The organism is Candidatus Bathyarchaeota archaeon A05DMB-5 (assembly GCA_019685655.1).
GTDB lineage: Archaea > Thermoproteota > Bathyarchaeia > Bathyarchaeales > Bathycorpusculaceae > DSLH01.
Map to the genome: position 1 here is coordinate 309819 of JABFQP010000001.1, position 23623 is coordinate 333441.

Genomic DNA, 23623 nt, shown 5'->3' on the forward strand with positions numbered 1-23623 from the left:
ACTTGCCAATTCTCCCTTTGGATGTAAGCCCAATAGATACTGGGCGTCATGGGACTCCGGAAATGCGGAAAATCTTCGAAGAAGAAGCACGAATTCAAAGACTACTTGATGTTGAAGCGGCTTTGGCATGGGCGCACGCTGAAGTTGGCAACATACCAAAGAAAGACGCTGAAAAAATTGCGGCTATGGCTTCTACAAAACATGTTAAGATTAGTCGCATTAAAGAGATTGAACGGGAAATAAAACATGACATCGCCTCTATGGTCAGAGCCTTGGCAGAAGTTTGCGGTCCAAGCGGTGCCTACGTCCATCTTGGAGCGACAAGCTACGATATTGTAGACACGGCTAACGCGCTTCAACTAAAAGATGCGCTGGAGCTTATTGAGAAGAAGCTGAATGATTTCGAAAGGGTTTTGATAGAAAAGTCGTCTCGATATAAGAATACGTTGATGATTGGTAGAACTCACGGTCAACATGCGTTGCCAATCACTTTGGGCTTCAAGTTTGCCGTTTGGATGCGAGAGATTTCCAGACACATCCAAAGACTACGGCAATGCAAAGAACGTGTTCTTGTTGGAAAAATGAGTGGTGCGGTTGGCACGCAAGCAGGCTTAGGCGAGCATGCTATGAAAATTCAGGAGCTTGTTATGCAACGTTTAGGAATTAAAGCTGCTGACATATCTACACAGATAGTGCAGCGAGACCGCCACGCAGAACTCGTATGCCTATTAGCGCTTATCTCTTCTACACTTGATAACTTTGCCACTGAAATTCGAGAACTGCAGAGACCTGAAATTGGCGAACTCTTCGAGTTTTTTGAACCAGAAAAGCAGGTTGGAAGCTCCACGATGTCGCAGAAGCGGAATCCAGAGCTTTCTGAGAGAGTTTGCGGGTTAGCCCGAATTGTTAGAAGTCTTGTTGTTCCCGCTTTAGAGGATGTTGTGACTTGGCATGAACGAGACTTAACGCAATCCTCAACAGAACGTTACATGCTTCCCGAAGTGTGCATTTTGGTTGATTATCAACTTTTCTTGATGACTAACATTGTGGCTAATTTGCGTGTTGACGAGGAGCGTATGCAAAAGAATATTGAGCTGACTCAAGGACGCACAATGTCAGAAGCGATTATGATTGCGTTGACAAAGAAAGGCATGAGCCGCCAAGAAGCCCACGAGTTGCTAAGGAAATTGACATTGAAAAGTGAGATGGAAAAACGGCATTTCAAAGAAGTTCTTCTTGAAGATAAAACTGTAAGTAAAAAATTGACTGAAAAAGAAATTGTTGATGCATTGAAACCTAAAAATTATTTGGGAACAGCTAAAGAGCAAGTAACAAAAATGATTAAGAGAACCATGAGAGAGCGCAAGGCTAGAGGAATAGCTTAGTATTCTGTTAGCGCCTTCTGTTTCCACTCTTCTTCTTTTTCAAGTTTTTCCCATGATTCCTTCTTTACGTATCCGCCCACTTGTTCTTTTATTTTCTTCGCCAATTTAGGTCCTATAAGTGGCAGATTCATCAGATTTTCAATAGGCGCATATTTTATGTCTTCGATTGTTTTGTATCCAGAGTTGTAAAGTATGCGCCCGCGAACTCTGCCAACTCCTTCCAGCTTGACTATTGGCAAGAGTTCTTTCTTCACGCCTTTTTCTATTCTTTCTCTTAACTCGTTAGTTTGTGGTAAGACTTGTTTGTTGCCGAAAAGCATCGCTAACTCATGCGTGGCATAAAATAGCCATTTAGCATTTTCAATTGTTCTATAAAGGTCACCTGGTTGCGTTCGGAATTTCTCGATTATCTGGTCTTCGCTCAGTTCTTCAATCCAAGCCTTAAGAACCATGGCTGTTTTGACTTCTCCGAGAAATTGTTCGTAAGCTATGCGGTCTTCCCACTCGTCTGGCATGTCAACTAGAAACTCGTTCTTATGCTCATCAATGAAAACTGCTATCTCATCAATTTCTTGCGTGTACGGTCTCATTATTGGACCCATGTCCGGCGTGTGTGCAATCATCTGCAGGAGACTTAAGTCCGTAAAGTATGCGGGTTTCCGCTTCAATGCTTCGCGGATAATCACAGCTGACACTGGGTCAATGTAAAGCTCACTTACGCGTTTCCCAAACTTTGTTGCGGAAATTTTTTCGCTGTCAACTTCAATCATTTCCTCATCATAAAGATACTTGAGAATCTTCGCAATGATACTTTTAATCGCGCTTATCTCATACTGATAAGCATAAAAAGTTCTACCAAAAAAATCGTAAATTCCACGTTCAGTATGCGCATAATCCGCAGCGACCGTCGCTAAAACGTGCCCTCGCATTATCCTTTCAACAGCAAGCCTCGACCATATTCGCTCCGGACGTGCCAGAATATAATTTTCCATAAGATAATCTGCTTCGTCATCGGTTTTAGCCATAAGCACGGCTTCGCCAACCTTATCGTATTTTGGTCTTCCAGCTCTGCCAGCCATCTGCTTATACTCTAAAACACTAATTGGATACCATCCGTAACCAGGCTCGTAACGTCTATAATCTTGGATTATAACAGTTCTCGCCGGCAAGTTTACGCCGAAAGCCAAAGTCGGCGTGGCAGTCAAAACCTTAATTTTTCCTTCTCTGAAGGAATCCTCTATTAGTTTGCGGTGTCCTCCACCCAAACCTGCATGGTGGAAGGCTGTGCCACGTTTGACAAGTTCTGCCAAAGTTTCGCTTATTCTTGTCCTTTCTTCAGCCGCTAAAATTCTCTCTGCAATATACTCCAGCGACCGCTTCATAGGCTTGGATAGGATTTCTTCGATTTCACCAGCTACTTTCTTTGCAATTGTAACAGCGCTTTTTCGTGTTGAAGCAAAAATTAATGCTTGGCCACCAGATTTGACGGTGCTTAATGCCAAGTTAATGTCTGGACTCTTGGTTTTTTTCTCTATTTTATGTGCGGCGCCGTCTCTAAACTGGATTTCTTCGTGTAGTAGAACGCCTTCTTTTAGAAGGATTGGTCTCCATTCGGTAGTAACATAATCCGCCTTAAGCCATTCAGCTATTTCCTGAACATTGTTTATTGTGGCGCTTAAAGCTAAAATCTGCACATCTGGATTAGTCTGCATAAGCCTTGCCAGAACAACCTCAAGCGTTGGACCACGTTCAGCATCATTCAGCAAGTGCACTTCATCCGCGATTACAAGTGAAATCTCATCCATCCACCTGGCTCTGTGCCGCAGAAGCGAATCAGCCTTCTCGTTTGTGGTAATAATTATATCGTAACGTTCAAGCCACGGGTCGCTGCTGTCAAAGTCGCCAGTACTTATGCCCACCCTCACACGATTTTCATCTTTTTTCCTTATCTGAGTGTACTTTTTGAACTCTTCAAACTTTTCATTTGCCAAAGCGCGCAAAGGCGTCAAATAAACGGTTTTGCCATTCTTTTCGAGTATATGCTTAAGAGCACAGAATTCAGCAATCAAAGTCTTTCCAGAGGCTGTTGGACTTGCCAGAACAAGGTTTTTTCCTTCCAGCACTCCAGCTTTTACTGCTTCTTCTTGCGGAGGATAAAGTTCAGTAATTCCAGATTTGATTGTCACTTCTTTAACTACTTCTGGAATTGACAAGTCTGTTACTTTCACTTGGATGCGCTCTTCCCTTACAACTGCAATTATACTGCAACAGCAATTATAAACTATTAGATGACGCTTTATGGCTGATTTTTGGGTTATGTTTTTCTATTAGGTAATTGCTACTAAAAGTGAAGAACGTTAGTTTATCATAAAGGATTGAGTTAAGTATGGTTGAAAACGTGAAAGAACTACTTCGTGCGCATGAAGGGATAAAGCGCGAAGTTTATTTAGACATTGAAAACTCAAGCGTGGTTCCGCAAGAAGTAATTGACGCAATGCTACCATATTACAATCAACGGGCATACGGCAACCCAACACTAACGCATAAGCCCGGTTGGGAAGCCTTCGAAACAATAATGGAATCCACACAGAAAATCGCCAATTTTTTGGGGTGCAAAACGCTTGAAGAAGTTAACTTTACGCCGGGTGAAACAGAAGCCAACAATTTAGCCTTAATGGGAACATTGTTTTCGATGAGAGACAAGGGTAAGAAAATTGTAATTTCGGAAATTGAGCCGATAAGCATTTTGCACGTTACTGAGATGTTACAGAGATACGGTTTTACCACAAAAAAGGTTCCTGTGAACAGTGAAGGCTTCGTAAACCTTGGAAAACTAAAAGAAACTGTTGACAGAGAAACTGTTCTCGTGAGTCTATCCGCTGTAAATCATGAAATTGGAACAATACAACCCATCAAAGAAGCTCTGGAAATAGTTAAGGACAAAAATCCAGAAGCACTCTTCCACACAGACGCTTCAGACGCATACTGCAAAATCCCGTTTAACGTGCAACATTATGGCGTAGATTTAGCAACTATAAGCAGCTACAAAATTTTGGGACCGCGAGGCATAGGTGTTCTCTACGTAAAAGAAGGTGTTAGCGTAGAAAAAATTCTTGAAGGCCAAATTGGAACGCAGAAACTCTGGCCAGGCGTTGAAAACACGCCTTTAATTGTTGGGTTCTCCAAAGCGTCTGAGTTGGCTTTTGAAAATTTTGAAGAGAACACAACTCGTATGCGTAGTCTTAGAGACAAATTGATTAACGGAATAGTTGGGAAAATTTCTGATGTCAAACTTAATGGGCCAAAAGGTGGCAAGAGAGTTTCAGACAACGTGAACATTAGCTTTTTGCGATGTGAAGGCGAAGCATTAACTATTGAGCTTAGTTTGAATGGTGTTTACGTTTCAAGTGGGAGCGCTTGCACACGGCGTTTGCTTCAGCCTAGTCATGTTCTTGTTGCCATTGGCAGAAAATTCGACGAAGCCCACGGTAGCATACTTATGAAGGTCACGCGGTATCATACCGAAGAGGATATAGATTATGTTTTGGAGGTTCTTCCTAAGGCTGTTGAAAGAATACGAGGAATTACAGGCGCTACAGGAGTGGAATGAGTATGTCGCGGATACCTTTACCCTACAATCCCAAAGTACTTGAACTATTCAAAAACCCTAAAAATTTGGGCAAAATGGAAGACGCTACAGTAACCGCAGTTGCAGGCAACCCTTCATGCGGAGACATGATAACCTTCTACCTAAAAATTAACGACCAAAACATCATCGAAAGAGCATCTTTTGAAAGTTATGGCTGTGCAGCCAACATCGCTACATCAAGCATAGTCACTGAAATGATTAAGGGAATGAAACTTGAGGAAGCATGGGAAATCTCTTGGAAGGCGGTTGCAGAAGAAGTCGGTGGCTTGCCAAGTGTAAAGTTTCACTGTGGCATTTTAGCTGTTGGTGCTTTGAAGCGAGCCATCAGAAAATACTACAAGAACAAAGGTGTTTCGCCCAGTTGGCTGCATGAAGAATTAAGTTTTGAAGAGAAGCAAGCGTTGGAAGAGGAGGAGTTGGCAAAGGTTCTCGCTAAAAGAATGAAGCTTGAGGAAGAAAAGTAATGTTCGACCCTTATAAGGTTCGAGAAGATTTTCCAATCTTAAAACGGAAAATCAACAACTACCCCCTAATCTACTTCGATAACGCAGCGAGTTCACAAAAGCCAAAACAAGTAATAGATGCCATAAAAAATTTCTACGAAAACCACAATGCAAACGTTCACAGAGCCGTCCATACTCTTTCTCAAGAGGCTTCTCAGCTTTACGAAGATGCACATGAAGAAGTTGCAAAATTCATTAACGCAAACGGTATTGAAGAGACAATCTTTGTTAGGGGTACAACTGAGGCAATCAACCTTGTTGCTTATGCATGGGGTCTGCGCAATCTAAAGAAAGGTGATGAGGTAATTGTGTCTCTTATGGAGCACCACAGCAACATCGTTCCTTGGGAAATTCTGTCAAAAATAAACAGTTTTAACATAAAATACGCTGAAGTTAACAACGATGGAACACTAAACTACGAAGATTTCGAAAACAAGTTTTCCAGCAAGACCAAAATTGTCTGTTTCAGCCACGTTTCAAACGTCACTGGAGTTATAAATGACGTAAAACGAATTGCAAAAATTGCACATGAACATGATGCCTTAACACTTGTAGACGGTGCCCAGTCGGTTCCACATTTGCCAGTTAACGTTAAAGAATTAAACATTGACTTCCTCGCTTTTTCTGGACATAAAATGCTAGGACCTACAGGCATCGGCTGTTTGTATGGTAAGCGTGAGCTTCTTGAAGATATGGCGCCTTTTCATGGCGGAGGCGAAATGATACGTGAAGTTTCATACAATCCAGTAACGAAGCGTTGTTCGATTTCTTGGAATGATTTGCCTTGGAAATTTGAGGCTGGAACGCCGAATGTTGGTGGCAGTGTAGGGTTGATGGAGGCAATCAAGTATCTGAAGAAATTAGGTATGGAAAGTGTTAAGGAACATGAATGTGCAATGACAGAGTATGCCATGAAACGCTTGGAAGAATGCAAGAAAATTGAGGTTTACGGTCCAAAAGATGCATCTATAAAGTGTGGAATAATTCCTTTCGGTGTAGATGGCTTAAGCTCGCATGACGTCGCTTTGTTTCTTGACAATTATGGAATCATGGTGAGAAGCGGTTTTCACTGCGCTCAACCATTGCATCAGGTATTCAAGCTAAACTCCTCTGCACGAGTAAGCTTCTATGTTTACAACACACGCGAAGAAATTGACCGTTTCATAGAAGTTTTAAAGGAAACTGAGTTGATTTAATGGTTTCCGTCGAGGATTATGTGGCTAGAATTGAAGAAACATGTGGCGAAGAAAAACAGTTTATCGTCTTGTTCAGATACGAGAGAAAAGAGGAAGCCATCGCAAAGATTCTAAAAAGAGCTAAGACTGAAAGGTCAATTTCATCCATAATTTTTGAGTTAACTTTCCAGAATATTTCGTTTCGTCTTTATGGAACTGGTAAAGCTATTTTTCGGAATCTTAAAGACAAGATTGAGTTGCGGAATATTTTGATTGAACTTTTATTGTAATTATGTGACCGAATTCATTGTATTGAATCGTGAGAAGTAAGATTTAAATCAAATCCCACGAATAACACTAATGAAAACACAGAGGGAACCGTTTTGCCAGAAAACAAACAAAAAATTTCAGAAAAACCAATGGAAACGAGTGCGGTCGGGTTCGGATTCCAAGGTGGAAAAAAGAAAAGAAGCGAAGCCGTCTATATGGTAGAAGAACAAGTCAGAACAGAACTAAAAGACACCAAACTATCAGTTTCAATAACAAAAGCAGCAAACCTCGATTCGCCATCACATGCAGAACTTCGAAAAAAATATAGAATAGACAAGTACGACTTACATCCAGGATACGTTTTTCCCGAATCCCAACAAACACTAATACCACGCAACACCCCAGAATACATAGACAAAGGCTTCAATTACGTTGAGAGAATAGTACGCGCCCTATACCACTTCAAGCAATGCGCCTTAATTGGTCCCAGCGGAACAGGAAAAACACACATAGTCTACTTAGTCGCGGAACTCTGTGGGCTTCCTATGTGGGAAATAAACTGTGGTTTACAAACGTCTGCCTACGACCTTTTTGGAAGATACATAGGACTTGGAAAAGAAAACTGGATTGATGGGCAAATAGTAATGTGGTGCAGAAACGGTGGCATACTTTATCTAGACGAAGCTAACATGATGAAACAAGACATAGCCACAAGACTAAACCCGGTTCTAGACACCAGAGGTCACATTGTTCTTACAGAAAAAGACAACGAAATAATAAAAAGGCATCAATACGGCTACCTAGTAATTTCCATGAACCCCTTCTCAGCTGAATTCGTTGGAACCAAACCATTAAACGCTGCTCTTAGGCGACGCATGTCAGTTTGGATAAACTTTGACTACTTAAGCATAGGCGACAAAGTGGCTCCAGACGAAGTAGAACTCATAGCGAAAAGAAGCGGAGTAGATGAAAAAACAGCCGAAAAAATAGTCCGCGTAGGAGCTGAGCTTCGAAGGCAATATAAAAATGGAGACTTACCCTATGGACCATCACCTGGAGATCTAATCAACTGGGCGACCTTGGTTGCAGATGGCTGTCCACCAATAGAAGCAGCTGTGGAAACAATAGTTGGAACAACAAGTGATGATGTAGAAATACAAGCTGTCGTGAAACGCATTGTAGAGTCTATTTTCGAAAAATAGAATATGGGTTTAGACCTTGAACTTTTTTGATTTTGCATGGTCCACCGCTTTTCAAATAACAAAGAAAACGTATAACGAAATGAAAGTTCTTTTTCATGATGATTTAAGGTATCCTTATCTTGGAAGAGACAGTAAAGGATACGTTCTTCATTTGGTTATCCCAAAACGGTTGAACGGCAACCATGTCTATTTTCAAGGGTTAAGATTTAACCTTCAAAATCCAACCCATAAGAAGATTATCTGGTATTTGTTTAAGGCGTCAGTTTATCATTTAAGTCTTCATGCTTTACTGTCGAATTTTTCGGTTTATTCAAAATGGGCACGAGGCAAATCCATCAACTTATCCACGTTTGTCATCAGTGCAATCGAAGACGCCATAATAACTAATCATTTGAAACAGTTTTTTCAGCAATTTCTTCCAGAAATAGCTTACGCCAATACTATTTCTTTTCTTCGAATTAAAAATGTTGAAAAGCTTTCGAATGACATGTCGCGGGTCCTGACTTCAACGCTTCTAAATTGTAACTTGGGAAAAATTAAGGGCAACTTAAGTAATGTAGCACGTACTGATGTTGAAGCAATAACTTCCATTCTTCACAAAATAGGCGAAAACCCAACAATAGATGATAGAATAGACGCGGCCACCAAAATCTATGACGCTCTCACTACTTACGGAAACGTTTTCGAGATTCCCTCTCTTTTATACACAGAAAGCCACGGAACAAACGATCTTTTCTTTGAACAAAAAATACCAACAGAAGAGGAAATTCAACAAATTCTCCTCGAAGCTCTAACTGCGCTTGGTCCAGAAACCAAAGACGAAGAGCAACGTAGAAATATGCTGCAAAATTTGAGAGAAAGTGAACCTCTCCAAGCTTTAAACGCTTGGTTAGAACGAGAAAATTCCAAACTAAAAATCTTGAAAGGCTATATTGAGATAGGAAAAGAAACAAAATTTGAGGATTTTGAGTTTCCAACTGAAGACTATGTCGAATTTCAAAGAAGACGAGAAGTCTTAGGCGGTCCCGTTAGACGCATATTATATAGGCTAAGGCTTTTGAAAAATGTCGGCGGTGAAGATTTCAGACAAGAAAGCGGCTTCGTTGACTTGCAAGAAGCCATACAAGTAATCGCCAGCAAAAGCCAACGAACAGATATATTCTCTCGGGAGGAGCTTCAAACGAGAGAAGATGCTTGGTCAATACTCATCGACGCCAGCCACAGCCTCAGCATGTTCAAAGGCGAAGTACGTGGCATAGCTTTATGCTTGGCTGAAGTTGCTAAGCAACTGATTCTTGACCAAAACTCTTGGGGCATGTACGCCTTTAACACTAAATTTTACGTTATCAAGGATTTTTCTGAAAAATTCGACACTCGTGTAAGGGCTAGAATTGGCGGTTTATCTCATGGCGGTTTAACATACTTGCCTGACGCCATTTTGCTTGCAGCTCAAGCTTTAACGAAGCGGCTTGAAGAAGCTAGAGTGTTAGTTGTTGTCTCTGACTTCTTTCCAGCTGGTTATGAGGGAGCTGATGAGAAATTGAAGGAGAACATCAAGAAAATTGAGCGCATGGGTGTAGGAATTATAGGAATAGGCGTTAACAGTCGCGCGGTCAAACAATACATTCGAAATAGTTGCGTTGTTGAAAATCCTTTTGATTTGATGAAAAAGTTCACTAAGGCATTCATGGAATATAGTTCCGGCTAAGCACCGAGTTTTTAGACTTGTTTTGCAACTGAGAAGTCCGCCAGAAACTCAAATTTTTCCGCGGTCTCAACACCTTTTTTCTGTTTAAAAACTATCTTCTCTGGCACTCCATCGTGAATGTATGTTATATAGAGCACTTCTTTTCCTAAGCCATATCGTTCTAAATCAATAATAGAATTTTTGGCTTTCTCTAACTTCTCAATTTTATCTTTTAGTTCTTCGGTTGCCTCAAAAAGTATCTCCGCTTCTCCCAACTCATCAGCACAGAGCATTACGTCCTTAAACTGCACCCATTCAGTAGAAGTGTCAAGTTTTTTACCTTCTTTTTTGCCGCTTTTTCTGCCTCCAGTTCTCAAAACTTTCTGGTATTCTGCAGCTTTTTTCATTCGTTCCTGGTTTTTTGCAGACTCTGGGCTTCTCAGAAGGCTTCCTAACCATTGACTGTAATCTTCAAGCAACAATTTGTATTGGCTTATTTCCGCTTCTATGCCTTCTCTGATTTCTTTGAGAGAATAGAACGTTCGAATTTCTGTTAATAAGTCGCCCAAACTGAACACCACCAAGTTTAGCCTTGATTTTCGGCTTTAAGCGACTGTTGCACAACATCCATTTGTTCCTCTTCTTTCGAAGTCGCAGATTCATCTTTGCCGCCGACAATAGCTTTAGCGACTCCTTTCAGTTCCTTCTTGATTCTTCCAAAAAAGTTAACCCGCGTGCTTATCTTCTTTCTATACAGCATAATCACCTTTGCCAGTTCCGGCATTATTAGCCATAAAACAGCCATGACAATTTCAGGCGGATATTCAGCTAGAAACGCTGAGGCTACCTCACCTTTTTCGTGAACAAGTATCAAGTGTCCCTCCTCATTTAAGACTACTTTTTTCACGTTTTTGCGGAGTGGCACATCTTGTGGTGGAATGTTGAAGGAAACATTCAATTTTTTGAGAATCTGCTTAAGAGATACGCAAACTTCACTCATGAGATTATTTTCTTCCATCAAAAACTCGCTTAACTGTAAGGTTTCCTCACTTATACTCTTCAATAATTCTTGCAGTTTCTGTTCAATTTCAGCCCCGGATTTTTCTATTTCCTTTTCATCTAAAATTTCTCCACGTTCATCTGAAAGCTTAACAGGATGGAAAAAGTAGGCTTCTTCGACGACCTCTTCTTTTTGGGTTTCTTCTTTTGGCGGGGCCTCTGCATTTGCCTTAGGCTTTGGTGGCGAGTTCTTTTCTTCCATGAGCATCTACCCTAATATTCTTCGATAATTTGCACTCTCGCAATTAGTCAGACTGTTAGAGGATAATAGAGTTAGTATGTTGTGTGTTGTTACGCACTAAACAAGCAATTTGTTTTTATTGCATGCTATGTGAGGCTTAACGAAAAGAAAAGCAACCACGCCATATAGAACAGCGCCTAAAGCTTGCCTAAGCAAATCTGGCGAGTACCAAAACCAGCTTGTGCCTCCACTAAAATGCAATCCCGCTATAAACCACGCAAACAACACATCAACTAAGGGCTCAATGACCATGGCAATTTTAGGCGGAAGTTTTATGACATGCGAGTCTACGCTTAAAACCATGTAGATCGGCATGTCTGCAACCAAAACAAACAACGTTAATCCTGAAAATATACCAAAATTCTCCATGAAAGCTCTTGCATACAAATTAGCCTCTTCATGCGGCGCACGGCAAAACATTAGCGTTGATAAATAATCAAAGAATATGAAAGCAAAAACCAGAACAGTTCTTCTTAACCAATGGTTATTTTTAGGCAACAGAAAGCGTTTTAGACAAAACACTTCGTCTATTCTGCTCTGCATCCTTTCTCCTCACGGCTTACTAAACCTAACTTATGGTCTTGTGGTTAAAACTTTGTCGATTGAAGAAGGATTCCGTATGTGAATTTTTAATTCATATTTCGAATTCAAAAGTATAAAATACAAACTTCGCGAAATCGGATTCTGCCTCGGAGTTCGAATAAGGAGCAAGGCTACAAGAAGGGTCAAAATGGAATTATCCGTGGAAAAACCTGAAAACATCATGAAACTATACGACGAGAATACCGGCTCATGGCGATTTATCAAAACAGACAAAGGACTCTCTAAATCGCTTGAAATTATCGAGAAAACACTTTATAGGCTTGGCTTATCAAAGAATGAAATAAAAGTTTACGTTTATCTTGCAAGAGCAGGCGAGCGCAAAGCAAGTGAAATTTCCGAAGGGTTATCCCTTCACAGAACTGAAACCTACAGAATCTTGCGCGACCTCGAGAAAAAAGGGTTAATATCCTCTGTTTTTGAGAAACCATTAAAGTTTATTGCGACGCCGTTTGAAAAGGCTCTAGACATACTTATTGAAACCAAGAAAATGAAGCTAAGTCTTCTGGAAAAACGCAAAGCAAACCTTGTTGACATTTGGCTTTCTCTTCCTAAACCAGAAACGGAAAACGAAAGAAAAGAAGTGTTCCAAATACTCGAAGGCGAGGAGCAAATTAGCTTAAAAGCAGATGAAATATTGAACACCGCAGAAAGGGAAGTTTCCATATTTGTATCTGAACATGACATACCCAACTTCTATCACCACGGGCTCTTGGACAAACTTGAAAAAATCTCCAAAAAAGACGTGGATGTTCAATTATTAACCAACTATTCTCCAAAAAGCTACTTCTTTATCGAGAAAATAAAATTGAAAAAAGCAAAGTACTCGCTTTCAAACGTCGATGAACTACCGACGTTTATACTCACAGACAATAGTCAACTTGTTTTGTTAATAAGAACAAATAATGGAAAGAAACGAGTTGCAGCCTTATGGACCAACTATGACGCTTTCATTAAAGCCTTAAAAACACTCTTTCTAGAATTATGGAACAATAACGCTTAGACTTTCCTCTTCAATCTATTTACAGTCTCATGCAACACAGTTTTTATTAACGTTCTAGCTTCGCAATCTATAGTCAACAATATTGCTGAATAAATTATTCCACCAATTACTGTTACTCCTATCGTCAAAAAGATAGTCGTTGGATGTGGAATTATAAACAAAAACACTGCCATAGCAATTGAAGCTACCGTGTATTTTGCAATAGCCTTCCAAGGAACTTCTACCTTAACTGCCTTATGCACAAGGACATATAACACTACGAACATTGCAAGATGAGCCACTGTGTTAACTGCAGTGACGTATATTGTAGCTAGCAAAGGCTGATTCCTCGCAAAATTAGTCAAAAGATAGAAGGTTGTTGGCAAAGTTATCGCTGAATGAGCATAAGGCAAGGAAAAGGCAATAAACATGCGGCTTTTTGCAACCTGCTTGAATGGTATTTTCGCTTTTTCATCTATTTTTTCAATTCCATAAAGTGTGGAAGCATAGATATTCGAGATTGTGAGTATTAGCGCGTCTATCCCCAAAATCATCAAAACTAACGTAGCATCTTTATAGACTTCTTTCTGGATAACAAGGTAAGAATCTGCCATGACTAACACACCTGCAGTCATGGGAATTGCGAACATCATGACCATTTTTATTGCCGCTGTTACATCTTCCATTTTGTTTTCAGCTAGAAGTTTAGGATATAGCGCGTATGCCAAAAACGTGGAGTATGTTATTATGTTTGCAATTATTATGGCAGCTTGGTAATAGCTTGGCGCTATTTCTCCTCCATAAATTGGAAGCATTAAGAATATGATTGCAGCTATCCTGTCGCCTATCAAATTGTATATGTTGAATGTTGAACCCTTAACCCATTCTCGAATGTAGCTAAAAGCTATTTTCTTTTTCAGTTCAGCCGCAACTTCCTTAATGTAAAACGCGATTTTAACAGCAAATGCTACCATAATGCTTATTAGCGCGCCTAAAAGAGAAAATTGCAATTCTATTATCAAAATAAAAGCCAACAAAACTTTACAAACTTCGCCCACCAGCAAACCGTACCCTACAAAATGTGGTTTCTGAGCTTGTATGCATGCTTCTAAAGCTACAACAAAATAGTTTTCTACGATGTAAATTGCAGCAGCACTAAAAAGTAAAACATAGTTTCCAATGTTAAATGTTGGAATTAAGAGAGGGAGCATTGCAAAGTAAACAAGTGCTGCAGCAACGCCTAACAGCATGTTCGCAAAAATTCCAGTTTTGGCAGCACCCTCTTTATCTCTGGCTACGAAGCGCATAATCCAGAAGGGAAAAGCCGTTGATAGCAATATGAAATACGGCATTATAATGTTGAATGTTCCCCATGCTCCATAATCAACTTGAGACACAGAACGCACTAACATGAACGTGAAAGCGATGCCAGTTGCTACGCTTAGCAGTTTAGCCGTAAAAAGTATAAATCCAGAATATTGTAGGCGAAGTTCTTTTTTTGTCAAAGAGTCACCTTGTTTACCTTAATGAGTGTACTCAAGACGGTAATTTGTTTTGTGCCGGTTTTGAGAGTAGCTTAATTTTCGTTTTTGTTCTGCTAACCCAATTGTAAATTGGGATAAGCAGATATTTTACTGATTGTGGGAAGGTGTCCTTAATTTCCTTGTGCAATCCAAGTTTTGTGGCTATCACTCCTTTTCTTGTTAAAGGTATACAATATCGCGTAAGAGCAAACTTGACGACTCCATTACTTTCTTTGAATTTGTCAAGCGATGGATGATTTCCCATTCTACCATACATAAGCCACTGAACACCCTTGTCTGCGCAAACCTCAACCGCCTTAGCCACTAACGCGTTGTTGACTGCTTTGTCCCAATGTTTCTGAAGTGAAAGTATTTGCGAGATAATGGCTACGTTATCTCCGTGAACAAGCTGTATAAATCCTACCAGTTCCTCTTGAAGAAATGCTCCAATAAATGTGCAGTTCTGTGACGAAAATACCATCTTTTTTACAGCGTCTAAGGGTGTTCCAAAATGTGGAAATCCTCTTTCTTGTCGTATTGGTGTTTCATTGTAGATTTTCCAGATGCCTTCTGCCAGTTTCACGCTTGGCTCTACTATTTCTGCTTTGATTCCGCTTTTTTCTGCTTTACGAACCATGTTTCGCGTTTTTTTCCCTATGCTACTCCACCATTCTTCATAACTTTTTACTTGCAGAAGCCCAACATTGTCGTTTACTTTTATCCAGTCTTTAGCAGGGTTTGGAATTGCATGGCACCATTTTCTCTCAATAAATGTGAATATGTCCACACCTCTTTCCCTAAGTTTCTCAAGAAATCTCTCATGGGGAATTACGTTTCTTTCATATTCTTTGGCGTCTCTTGCTATCTTTAAAAAGATTTTCTTGCGCATTTCCAGCGTTTCAAATTCTTTGTCTGCATTCAAAATTCTTCTCAACGTTTCGTAGTAAGGTCCTCTGCGGTTTATTTTTCCTCTTTGAAAAAGCCATATCGGATGAATATGCAAGACACGTCCTTTTCCAATGTAATCTTCTGCAATTTTTGTTGCCGTTTCTTGATTGTGGTTGTAGCAGAGAATGTCTAAGCCTTCCGTGGGAAACTGGTAAAAAGACTGTAGCGGAAAGTTTTCTGGGATTTTTGGCGCTTTCGCTTTCCATCGCTTCCACATTATTCTTGCCAAGAAGCGGGCAGTTCCATGAATCGTGTAGTAGCGTATTTTTCTGTTTGTTACTTGTTCCAGCATTGACAACTCTTTGCATGGATCGTTTGCGATGTGAAGAGCTACTTCATGCCTTTCATTATCCAGTAAGCTTAGCAATTCTTTGTCTGGGATTGTTTTTGGCGTAAAAAACCAGTAAGCTTTAACCTTCCTTGGCGATTCGTTAATCATTCTAGCAAGTATCTTTGAATTCTTTAGATAATCCTTACCGACTTTAATGTTTAAAGCTGTATAAATGAAGCTCCTGGCTCTCGAAGGATAAGGATAGTCCACGTCAATTCTTAATTCTATCAATGTCGTCTCCATTTGCCACTTTTAGATGAAATTAGATTCTACGTTTATAAACCCTTTATGCATTTTTTAAGTCTGCCAAGAAATTTTGTGAGAAGGCCTCTAATCAGCTTTTATTTCATTTTTTGAGGATATAATACTTACTCTAATATTACAGAATGAAATGATCATGGACTATTCTTGGCGAACTCGATAAACTATTCGCGCCAGTAACTAATAATTCTGTTTACACTACTCAATGGTTCTCATGATATCTCTCCAAAACTAGTTTAGATTTTTGTATAATGATGTTTTACTTTATGTTGTTTTTAAGGAGAGATGTTTTTCTAAAATTATCGGTTTTAAGTCATTCTATAACAATTGAAGTTAGTAGATTTAAGAATCGCATTGTATCCACTGCCTTTTGATAATCTTTTCTATTTGTTACGATAACCTTTCCGAATCCATTAGCTGCTTCTGTGAGAAGGAAATTCAAATAGGAAGGCAGCATGTTTTTATTCATTAAATTTAAGAAAATTCGAGCGTCTTTTCCTTGAAATATTTCTTCTGTGTCTTTGAATTGCAAATTTATTGTTCGATTTGATGGAAAGTTTGTATAGAATCCAAGCAAAGCTTCAAAATAAGGATTTTTTGGAATCTCATCATAATAAGAGTGCAAAACAAGCTTAATCATATCCAACAAGCATTTAGGAGAACTGGGTTTCTGAGTAAAGAATGGTTTTGACCATCTTTTAAAAGCTTTGATTCCTACTTTTTGAAGTTTTAAAAATGGGAAATTCAATCGTTTGCTGATTTCAATTATCGTTCTTAAGCACCCGTTTACAGTTTCAAACTTTCCAACGTCAGATCTAGCATAATTTTCCGGATATACTCGATATTTATACCATGGTTTTATTTTTTTTAATTTCAAAACAGCAACGGTTTTCTCGCTAAATTTTAACCAATAAGGCATATTCCAAGTAATATAAGTTGAAATCACGTTTTGAAACGCTACTCTTTTAACAAAAAATACATCAGAAGCTATATTTGACCCTCTATTTAGAAACAATACTGCAGGCGAGAAGAAGTCAATAAAACTTACAGTTCTTGCTATTCCATTAACCTCTCCCTCCTCGTCCATTTGGTATAAATCAGCAAAAACACCGTCGTAATTTTGGCTTTTCAATTGTGAAATGGTTCTTTCTAATGCCATTTTATCTAGAAACTCATCGTCGGAATGTAGGATTGTAACGAACTTACCTCGCAAAAATTTAGCACCGTTCATTAAAGCGTTCAACTGTCCGCTATTTTTTTGTCGCAGATAGATGATTCTGTCATCCACAAATCTATTGATAATGGTTGGCGTATCGTCTACGGAACCATCGTCTATTATTATCAATTCCCACTTCTTGTAACTCTGATTTAGAAGGCTTTCCATTGCGTTGCGTATGTATTTTGCGTCATTGAATGTTGGCATCAGCACCGAAATTTCGGGGGTTTCGATCATTGTTTATTCCACCTTAGAAGACGTGTTTTATTATGCAATAAAAAGAGTTAGAGAATAACGGTGAACTGAACCTTACGTATATGTGGCTTCGAATTGACACAAAGGGAGCAACATCATTTATCATTGCGTTCTTAACCCTTGATAGCTGTAACTATAACATTTTTTTCGCTTATAGTCGAAGGTAAGATTAGCTTTGCGATTTTGTCCAATGTTTTATGTGGACTAAAAACTAGAGGTAAGGTGGTATATCTGAATTTGATGTGTGAAAAGTCAGCATTCAACAAAACATTTTCCATTTCAGTTCTAGACCAGCAAGCTATGTAACCCCTATCGCTAAGAACTTGAGGTAAACCTCTTATCTGTCTAATTATGATTCTCCAATGAAAAATGTTTGGGGTGCTTAATTCCAAGATACCTCTTTTCTTTAAAACTCTATATATCTCTCTTAGGCATTGTATTGGGCTTTCCACATGTTCGATTAATTCATAAAAGCATATTTTATAAAAAATTTCTGCTTTAAATGGGAGATGGTGGGCATCTCCGCAAACAAAATTTTCTGGCCTATTCTCCGGATGTTTGCATAAGTCTATGCAAATATTACCCCTTGCTATGTCAAGCTTGTCTGTCCCAGAACCCACATCTAAAATTAGCAATCTATTTTTTCGCCTCCAATACATCTTGGTATACATCGTAAACTTTTGTGGCATGAGCCATATAGGAGTGGTTTTTTAGCACATATTCTCTTGCTTGTCTTCCTAATTCTAGCGTTAATTCTTTATTTTCCGTAATAGCTTCAATCGCTTCTGCTATGTTTTTCGGGTCTTTCTCTTTCGTGAGTATTCCATTTTTCATATGATTGATGATTTCGCGCATTCCGCCGATGTTAGAGCATATAGCGACTTTGCCGCAAGCCATTCCTTCCAGCATGGCAAGCGATGTAGCTTCTTGGATGTCGTGAGAAGTTATTGAGGGTATTAGGATAATATCTGCCATCTTGTAGTAAGGCGCAATTTTGTTATGGGGAACTAACCCAGCAAAAAATATTCTACCATCTTCCCTTGCTTCTTTCATTACCTTATCTTTTTCTGGGCCATCTCCAGCAATGACCATTCTTATTTTTTCATTTTCTATGTGTCTCATAGCTTGAACAGCATAAATTACGCCATTCTTTTCCACAAGCCTTCTAGCCACTAAAATAATTATGTTATTTTCGCCGAATCCAAAAGTCTTCTTCAGTTTCTTTTGTTCTTCTTCTGAAACTGGTTTGAATAAGTTTGTATCAACAGCGTTATGCATTACACTAATCTTGTCAAAGGGATAATTAAATTCTGAAATAACATATTCTTTCAATCGCTGGTCAACAGTGATCACATAATCTGCATTTTTCATTCCCTCTTTTTCAAGTTGCAAAAGATATGGATATAGTTCTTCACGGGCTTCTTCGTTTTTTATAAATTCTATGTTTTCTCTTGCAAAATAACCGTGAAGGGTTAATACTTTCTTTTGAGGTTTTTCTGCGGTGCTTATTAATGATAAGACATCGTGAGCGTGTATTACGTCAAAGGCGTTTTGTGGGATGCGCCTTCGCAAGTAGTCTATCATCCACTTGAGTTTGGACTTGTAACCATATTTGTCCTTTAATAGAAGCAAGGTGCTTCGTTTGATTAATTCCCTCAAACTTTTTGGATTGTAATAAAGCGTGATAACTCCAACACCTATTTCTCTTAATCCTTGTTCCAACAGTAGTAGGTGAACGTGTTTTCCTCCAAGATGCGTTATGTAAGGGTTATCTGTGGATGTGAGAAGCACGCGCATTTAGCAACCCCTCACAGAATAATAAATTTTTAGCAACCTTTCCAAAATCACATTTATCGTATGCCTTGTCTTGAAATAATCGTATTCTTTTTTCCACAAATCGTTATCTGCGTTTTCTATAGCCTTTACAATTTCATTCTCTGTTGTGACATCTTTTAATGGAAAGCTGTTGTACTCGGGATATGCTGATGAGACATGTGCTATTACTGGTCTGCCGCACGCTATTGCTTCTAACGAAACAACACCCAATGACCCCAGTTTAAATCTGTCGATAACTACATCCGCGTCCCAGTAGTATTGGTTTAGTTTTTCGTGAGGAATTTTTGGCAGCATGTTAACATGTAAACCAAGCGAGTAAGCTAAACTTAAGGTTCTTTCAAAATCCACGCCGTATCTAATGATGTTAACTTCAACTCCATCTTTGATCTTGCCCAGAGCTCGTATTGCCACATCTGTACCCTTCACCTTCCAGTTTGAATCGCTTGCAATAAGCACTCTCTTCTTCCCATCGTGTTCTGCAAGAGGTTTTGGGTAAAAAATCTCTGTGTCAACAGGGTTGGGTAAATACTCAGCGTCTTCTCTGAACTGTCTTGCTATACCAAGAACATCCGGCGTGCTCACCAAAACTTTGTCACATTTTTTTAAATTATGCCTAACTATTCTACCCCACAAAGGATGCTTAAGGCTGTTTCTCAAATCACTGCCATGTGCATGTCCAATTAATGGTTTCTTTTCCAAACGTGCGGCAATGTAACAATCTTGAAGAAGATAATGAACATGGTACACGTCGCCTTTCGCTTTCAAAATTTTGTAGGCTAAACTGAAAGTTTTGCTCCATAATCCTCTACTGCGCTTAATATGGTGCTTTTCAATGTCTGAGGGCATGTACTTTAGCAAGGTTTCTCCGACAAAAGCGCAGTCGTTAATCATGACAACCTTCATTGCAGCACCATTAAACTACACACTTTATCCTACCTTAAATATTTTCAAAAAACATAAAATGAATTAGTAATTTGAGTAAGCCATGCCTAAGAATGCTTTCCCAATTTACTCATTAATTCTTTTTGAAGCGTGTCAGCTCTCTTCTTAACCTTCTCAATCTCGCCCTTTACAATTTTGTCTTTAATTTCTTTTTTTCTCTTTTCGTTCGACTCTAAAATCAAACGCAGAAATTTCGAGTCATAAACACTTAACAACAGTTCAGTGTTCGGTATCAGACAGTGTCCACCAATAACGTCTGGATAATGAATAGGTTTGTTCAATCTCAGTCGATGTATATCTTCCAGCATATCCACAACTTCATCAAAATCCGCATTGAAGCGCCGTGAAATGCGATGCATTTCTTGGAAACAAACAATCATCCAAGCCCTATAAGTTGTTTCGAAAAGCTTCGCCAACTCCGTTTCCACCGGGCTTTTAAGAACATTGACTTTCAATCCAAGCTTTTCATAGTGTTTTTGGGCTCTTTCCGTTGCCTCTTTTGTGAAGCCGCCAATGTATTTGCTCCAGAACATTATGTCTCTCTTCATGGACTCCACGGATTGGTGCATTCCGCGAATTGGAGAATGAACCACATGCGATTTGGTAGCTTCGTAAATTTTCTGAGTTGTAAGCGGCGGCACCGTGCTTTCTATTATTGTTAGTTTTGGATTAATCTTTTTAATGTAATCTATTGTTACTTTGACAAATGTTTCTTGTTTTGTGCACGGATAACAAATATGCATCACGTCAACCATCTTTGGAAGTTTCATTGCTCCTGAAATCTCTCGCATTTTCTTCTTGTCCAAATCAAAACCGTGCACTTCAAATTTTCCGCTTTCTCTGAATAATTCAAAGAGGGCACCGCCCACTTCGCCTAAGCCGACAATTAAAACGCTCTCTTTTGGCATAAACGTTCACCGGAGATTTTCAAATAACATTGAGTCACATATAAACTTACGTCGAATACACCTTTCAATAACTTTACGTGGTCTTCAATCTTTGCACGATTTTTCCAATGATGTCAACCGGATTTTCAAGCTTATCCACCAATTGTCGTGTGTCACGTTTTTTGCCTAAAAGTTCCTTGGCTGTTTTCACTACTTCGGAAGGATTAACTTTCACGATTGGAAATCCTTTTTCCATTAAAAAGTCATTCACGTACTGTTGTTGAAAAGTGTTCACAATTATGGCGGGTGTTCCTTGCAAGGCCGCTTCTCTTGTGATTGTTCCTCCAACGCCCACAAATAAGTCTGCTTGGGCCACTAAACTTGCTGAATCCACAAATTCGTTTGGAACGATCAAGTCGTTAACAGTTTTTCGGTGATACCTCGATAGAAAGACAACTTTTCCAAGCTTTGTTAACTTTTTTGCCAAAGAAATCATGTCAACTGCTTTCTTTGTGTAAACAGCCTTTTCCTCTAATTGTCTAACCACAATCAACGGTTCTCCGAAATCATACCAAACTTTTGGTTTACAGTTCTTTATCCAAGCTACTTCGTCTACACCGTTAAAACTCACAATTTCTCCTTTAATACCGTAAGCTTGTAAGTTTTCTTTTGGAATCGCCTCAGAAACCACAACATAATCTGACAAGGGTAATGTAAGCCTATGTACAGCCTCCGCGTAAGGCGTATCAACAGTTGTAATAACTTTCGCTCCTAAACCAAAAGCCACTCTGCATAAGTCCACAGAGCCATGAGAAATGGCTACTTTAGGGGTCTCTTTTTCAAAAATTTTGCAGAACATTAGCTGACGGACTGTCCCTTCTTTTAATCTCGTTAGTAATGATTTCGGATTGTATTTACCTGCAACAATAAATTTTTCATTTAAAAATTCTGCTAAGGGTAACGTATCTGGATGCCTTCTGGTAGTTAAAATGATTTCGTGCCCCAAAGTCCGAAGTTTTCTCGCCACGGCTACGGCATATCTCACGTGTTTGCCTGTGCAAGCATCATACCATATTTTCATTTATTAACCCTCACAAATTGGCATCCAATTTTTTTTGCAGCAAGATAATCTTCATTAGTGTTACCTACAAATAGAATATTTTGGGGATGGATTTCTAACATTTGTGCAGCTTTCTGCAATTGTTTTGTTCTGTCAAGGCTGTCTTCTCTGGTTATCGTGAAATTGAATGACAAGTCTAAGCGTTCGGTTATGTTTTCAACTAACTTTTTGCCTTGCATTGTCACAAGCGCCTTAGGAATTTCAGAAAATCTCTGGAAAAGCATAATCCCTTCTTTGTTTACTGTAAACTTTCTCAGCGCTTCCAATTCGAAACTGTCCCAAACCTCAAAAGCTCTTTCCCTTGCTTTCTTATCCAGCTTAGAAATCTTTTCTGTTAGCGGTCGCACTTCCTCTGTTTTCATAATTTTGCTAAACTCTTTGAAAAGTTTCTCGTAATCTATTGGCAAGTGTATTATTGTTCCATCAAGGTCGAATACAGCAGCCTTAATCAACGGTACATTTCCCCGATTATTTTCCCGTTTCGAACCAGTTTCGCTGGCGCATCAATGTGGCGAATCCAATAGGTGTTTTCTGGCAGTACATCATATTTTGGTATTTCTGGGATTCTTTCATCATAGGCGAGTTTAACATATAAATATGGAATGTTTGCATAGTAGTCTTTGCGTAGGATTTTGCTTGCGTAAGAAAAGAAGAAGGATGTTGTGAACATTCTTCCCGCGTTGATTTCAGTTGCACATGGAACTCCATACTTGTTTTCTTTTAGGTCTACACAAGCTATTCCGGTGAAGTTTGGGTCGATGGCTAACACTGCTTCTGTTCCTATTCGATTTACTTCCTTGTCATGTACTGTTTTTTGAACGGCTGGCGTGCCTGTTATGCCTGAAGGAGCCAGATATGGATATATATATTCGATTCGTTCTCTCGCCATTGAGGTTACGAGTTCGCCGTTTTTCCATAAGCTATGAAATCCAATGTTTCTTCCTGGCAAATGTTCTTGGGCGATGAATTCCCAATTGACGTTGCGTGATTTCCAATAGTTAATCCATGAGATGGCTGTTTCTTTGTTGTTGGCTGGTGTGCTTCCTCTTCCGCCAGCGCCGTGTCTGGCTCTAATCCAAATGGGATTTCCGAGCTCTTGAAAGGCTTCTTCTATGTCTTGCTCTTTGAATAAAGCCATAGTTCTCGCCACTGGGATGCCTTTGTTTTGCCAGATTTGTGCGGATTCCAGCTTGTCTTGGCATGCTTTCACTGCCTTTTTTGATGGCAGAAACGTTTTTGCTTTGAGTTTTTCGCGATTTTCCGAAGTAACTTGCACTTCAATGTCGGGTTGTGGATGCAGAAATTCGATTTTTTCTTTCTCTATTAACTCGTTTAATTTGTCAATGTAAAGATGTTCTGTTGCCTTCGGAACCAGATACTTCTTGTCTGTGGGAGCTAAATAAACAAAATGTGGATTCGCTTCTGTTCCGACAACGAACATTTTTTCCGGCGCAATTCGAAGCGATATGACAAAGTTTATTCCGGCGGGTCCGCCAGCCCCAGTAACCATAATTCTTTTCATTCACTCACCTAAGATTCTTCATTCCTAAA

Annotated in this window: 22 protein-coding genes; 8 read left to right on the forward strand and 14 right to left on the reverse strand. The window is 39.4% G+C overall.

Annotation, left to right across the window (positions count from 1 at the left end; translation table 11 throughout):
* Positions 1-17 precede the first annotated feature (17 nt).
* Entirely contained in the window at positions 18-1385 is a 1368-nt protein-coding gene (locus tag HM003_01840; GenBank protein MBX5328083.1) for an adenylosuccinate lyase, read from the forward strand.
* Here the strand turns inward: HM003_01840 and HM003_01845 are convergent.
* Positions 1382-3613 (reverse strand): DEAD/DEAH box helicase, encoded by a 2232-nt coding sequence (locus HM003_01845; protein MBX5328084.1) that lies wholly within the window; start codon positions 3611-3613, stop codon positions 1382-1384. The genes HM003_01840 and HM003_01845 overlap by 4 nt on opposite strands.
* A 158-nt stretch (positions 3614-3771) precedes the next feature.
* On the opposite strand from HM003_01845, the gene HM003_01850 reads away from it, so the two are divergent.
* The 6 genes from HM003_01850 to HM003_01875 all read left to right on the forward strand — a co-directional run bounded on the left by HM003_01850 (position 3772) and on the right by HM003_01875 (position 9892).
* A complete protein-coding gene (locus HM003_01850; protein MBX5328085.1) occupies positions 3772-4995 on the forward strand; it encodes a cysteine desulfurase in 1224 nt (407 codons plus the stop codon).
* Positions 4996-4997: 2 nt separating this feature from the next.
* Positions 4998-5498, forward strand: a complete 501-nt coding sequence (locus HM003_01855; protein ID MBX5328086.1) for an iron-sulfur cluster assembly scaffold protein — start codon at positions 4998-5000, stop codon at positions 5496-5498.
* Positions 5498-6733, forward strand: a complete 1236-nt coding sequence (locus tag HM003_01860) for a cysteine desulfurase (protein ID MBX5328087.1) — start codon at positions 5498-5500, stop codon at positions 6731-6733. Before HM003_01855 ends, HM003_01860 begins: the two co-directional genes overlap by 1 nt.
* The gene (locus HM003_01865; protein MBX5328088.1) at positions 6733-7002 is read left to right on the forward strand and encodes a hypothetical protein; all 270 of its coding nucleotides are present in this window, start codon (positions 6733-6735) and stop codon (positions 7000-7002) included. Before HM003_01860 ends, HM003_01865 begins: the two co-directional genes overlap by 1 nt.
* Positions 7003-7197: 195 nt before the next feature.
* Positions 7198-8184, forward strand: a complete 987-nt coding sequence (locus HM003_01870; GenBank protein MBX5328089.1) for a CbbQ/NirQ/NorQ/GpvN family protein — start codon at positions 7198-7200, stop codon at positions 8182-8184.
* Between the two features lie 79 nt (positions 8185-8263).
* A complete protein-coding gene (locus HM003_01875) occupies positions 8264-9892 on the forward strand; it encodes a VWA domain-containing protein (GenBank protein MBX5328090.1) in 1629 nt (542 codons plus the stop codon).
* A gap of 11 nt (positions 9893-9903) precedes the next feature.
* Here HM003_01875 and HM003_01880 read toward each other — a convergent pair whose 3' ends face one another.
* From HM003_01880 to HM003_01890, 3 genes are all read right to left on the reverse strand, one after another.
* Positions 9904-10440 (reverse strand): hypothetical protein, encoded by a 537-nt coding sequence (locus tag HM003_01880; protein MBX5328091.1) that lies wholly within the window; start codon positions 10438-10440, stop codon positions 9904-9906.
* Between the two features lie 17 nt (positions 10441-10457).
* On the reverse strand, positions 10458-11132 hold the full coding sequence (locus HM003_01885; GenBank protein ID MBX5328092.1) for a hypothetical protein: 675 nt from the start codon (positions 11130-11132) through the stop codon (positions 10458-10460).
* Between the two features lie 96 nt (positions 11133-11228).
* The gene (locus tag HM003_01890; protein ID MBX5328093.1) at positions 11229-11714 is read right to left on the reverse strand and encodes a hypothetical protein; all 486 of its coding nucleotides are present in this window, start codon (positions 11712-11714) and stop codon (positions 11229-11231) included.
* 187 nt (positions 11715-11901) lie between these two features.
* Between HM003_01890 and HM003_01895 the strand changes: the two genes are divergently transcribed.
* Complete coding sequence (locus HM003_01895; protein ID MBX5328094.1) at positions 11902-12774, forward strand: TrmB family transcriptional regulator; 873 nt, start codon at positions 11902-11904, stop codon at positions 12772-12774.
* Here HM003_01895 and HM003_01900 read toward each other — a convergent pair.
* The 10 genes from HM003_01900 to HM003_01945 all read right to left on the reverse strand — a co-directional run bounded on the left by HM003_01900 (position 12771) and on the right by HM003_01945 (position 23594).
* Entirely contained in the window at positions 12771-14258 is a 1488-nt protein-coding gene (locus HM003_01900) for a hypothetical protein (GenBank protein ID MBX5328095.1), read from the reverse strand. The two genes, HM003_01895 and HM003_01900, sit on opposite strands and share 4 nt — an antisense overlap.
* A 31-nt stretch (positions 14259-14289) precedes the next feature.
* Positions 14290-15786, reverse strand: coding sequence for a GNAT family N-acetyltransferase (locus HM003_01905; protein ID MBX5328096.1), 1497 nt, complete (start codon positions 15784-15786; stop codon positions 14290-14292).
* A 343-nt stretch (positions 15787-16129) separates the two neighbouring features.
* Positions 16130-17269 carry a glycosyltransferase family 2 protein gene (locus HM003_01910; GenBank protein MBX5328097.1) on the reverse strand — a complete coding sequence of 380 codons (1140 nt, stop codon included), beginning with the start codon at positions 17267-17269 and terminating at the stop codon, positions 16130-16132.
* Between the two features lie 131 nt (positions 17270-17400).
* Positions 17401-17922, reverse strand: coding sequence for a class I SAM-dependent methyltransferase (locus HM003_01915; GenBank protein ID MBX5328098.1), 522 nt, complete (start codon positions 17920-17922; stop codon positions 17401-17403).
* Between the two features lies 1 nt (position 17923).
* Positions 17924-19084, reverse strand: coding sequence for a glycosyltransferase family 4 protein (locus HM003_01920; protein MBX5328099.1), 1161 nt, complete (start codon positions 19082-19084; stop codon positions 17924-17926).
* Positions 19085-20026: a glycosyltransferase family 4 protein gene (locus HM003_01925; GenBank protein MBX5328100.1), complete on the reverse strand. Its 942-nt coding sequence runs from the start codon at positions 20024-20026 to the stop codon at positions 19085-19087.
* A gap of 86 nt (positions 20027-20112) precedes the next feature.
* Positions 20113-20973 carry a GDP-mannose dehydrogenase gene (locus HM003_01930; GenBank protein ID MBX5328101.1) on the reverse strand — a complete coding sequence of 287 codons (861 nt, stop codon included), beginning with the start codon at positions 20971-20973 and terminating at the stop codon, positions 20113-20115.
* A 73-nt stretch (positions 20974-21046) separates the two neighbouring features.
* The gene (locus tag HM003_01935; GenBank protein ID MBX5328102.1) at positions 21047-22033 is read right to left on the reverse strand and encodes a DUF354 domain-containing protein; all 987 of its coding nucleotides are present in this window, start codon (positions 22031-22033) and stop codon (positions 21047-21049) included.
* On the reverse strand, positions 22030-22524 hold the full coding sequence (locus HM003_01940) for an HAD family hydrolase (protein MBX5328103.1): 495 nt from the start codon (positions 22522-22524) through the stop codon (positions 22030-22032). The genes HM003_01935 and HM003_01940 overlap by 4 nt, the downstream gene beginning before the upstream one ends.
* Positions 22521-23594 (reverse strand): ATP-grasp domain-containing protein, encoded by a 1074-nt coding sequence (locus tag HM003_01945; GenBank protein ID MBX5328104.1) that lies wholly within the window; start codon positions 23592-23594, stop codon positions 22521-22523. The genes HM003_01940 and HM003_01945 overlap by 4 nt, the downstream gene beginning before the upstream one ends.
* Positions 23595-23623 lie beyond the last annotated feature (29 nt).

Coding starts and splice junctions, on each gene's coding strand:
- HM003_01850 (MBX5328085.1), top strand. CDS start 3,772: ATGGTTGAAAACGTGAAAGAACTACTTCGTGCGCATGAAGGGATAAAG.
- HM003_01855 (MBX5328086.1), top strand. CDS start 4,998: ATGTCGCGGATACCTTTACCCTACAATCCCAAAGTACTTGAACTATTC.
- HM003_01860 (MBX5328087.1), top strand. CDS start 5,498: ATGTTCGACCCTTATAAGGTTCGAGAAGATTTTCCAATCTTAAAACGG.
- HM003_01865 (MBX5328088.1), top strand. CDS start 6,733: ATGGTTTCCGTCGAGGATTATGTGGCTAGAATTGAAGAAACATGTGGC.
- HM003_01870 (MBX5328089.1), top strand. CDS start 7,198: ATGGTAGAAGAACAAGTCAGAACAGAACTAAAAGACACCAAACTATCA.
- HM003_01875 (MBX5328090.1), top strand. CDS start 8,264: ATGAAAGTTCTTTTTCATGATGATTTAAGGTATCCTTATCTTGGAAGA.
- HM003_01885 (MBX5328092.1), bottom strand. CDS start 11,132: ATGGAAGAAAAGAACTCGCCACCAAAGCCTAAGGCAAATGCAGAGGCC.
- HM003_01890 (MBX5328093.1), bottom strand. CDS start 11,714: ATGCAGAGCAGAATAGACGAAGTGTTTTGTCTAAAACGCTTTCTGTTG.
- HM003_01895 (MBX5328094.1), top strand. CDS start 11,902: ATGGAATTATCCGTGGAAAAACCTGAAAACATCATGAAACTATACGAC.
- HM003_01910 (MBX5328097.1), bottom strand. CDS start 17,269: ATGATCGAAACCCCCGAAATTTCGGTGCTGATGCCAACATTCAATGAC.
- HM003_01920 (MBX5328099.1), bottom strand. CDS start 19,084: ATGCGCGTGCTTCTCACATCCACAGATAACCCTTACATAACGCATCTT.
- HM003_01925 (MBX5328100.1), bottom strand. CDS start 20,026: ATGAAGGTTGTCATGATTAACGACTGCGCTTTTGTCGGAGAAACCTTG.
- HM003_01930 (MBX5328101.1), bottom strand. CDS start 20,973: ATGCCAAAAGAGAGCGTTTTAATTGTCGGCTTAGGCGAAGTGGGCGGT.
- HM003_01935 (MBX5328102.1), bottom strand. CDS start 22,033: ATGAAAATATGGTATGATGCTTGCACAGGCAAACACGTGAGATATGCC.
- HM003_01945 (MBX5328104.1), bottom strand. CDS start 23,594: ATGAAAAGAATTATGGTTACTGGGGCTGGCGGACCCGCCGGAATAAAC.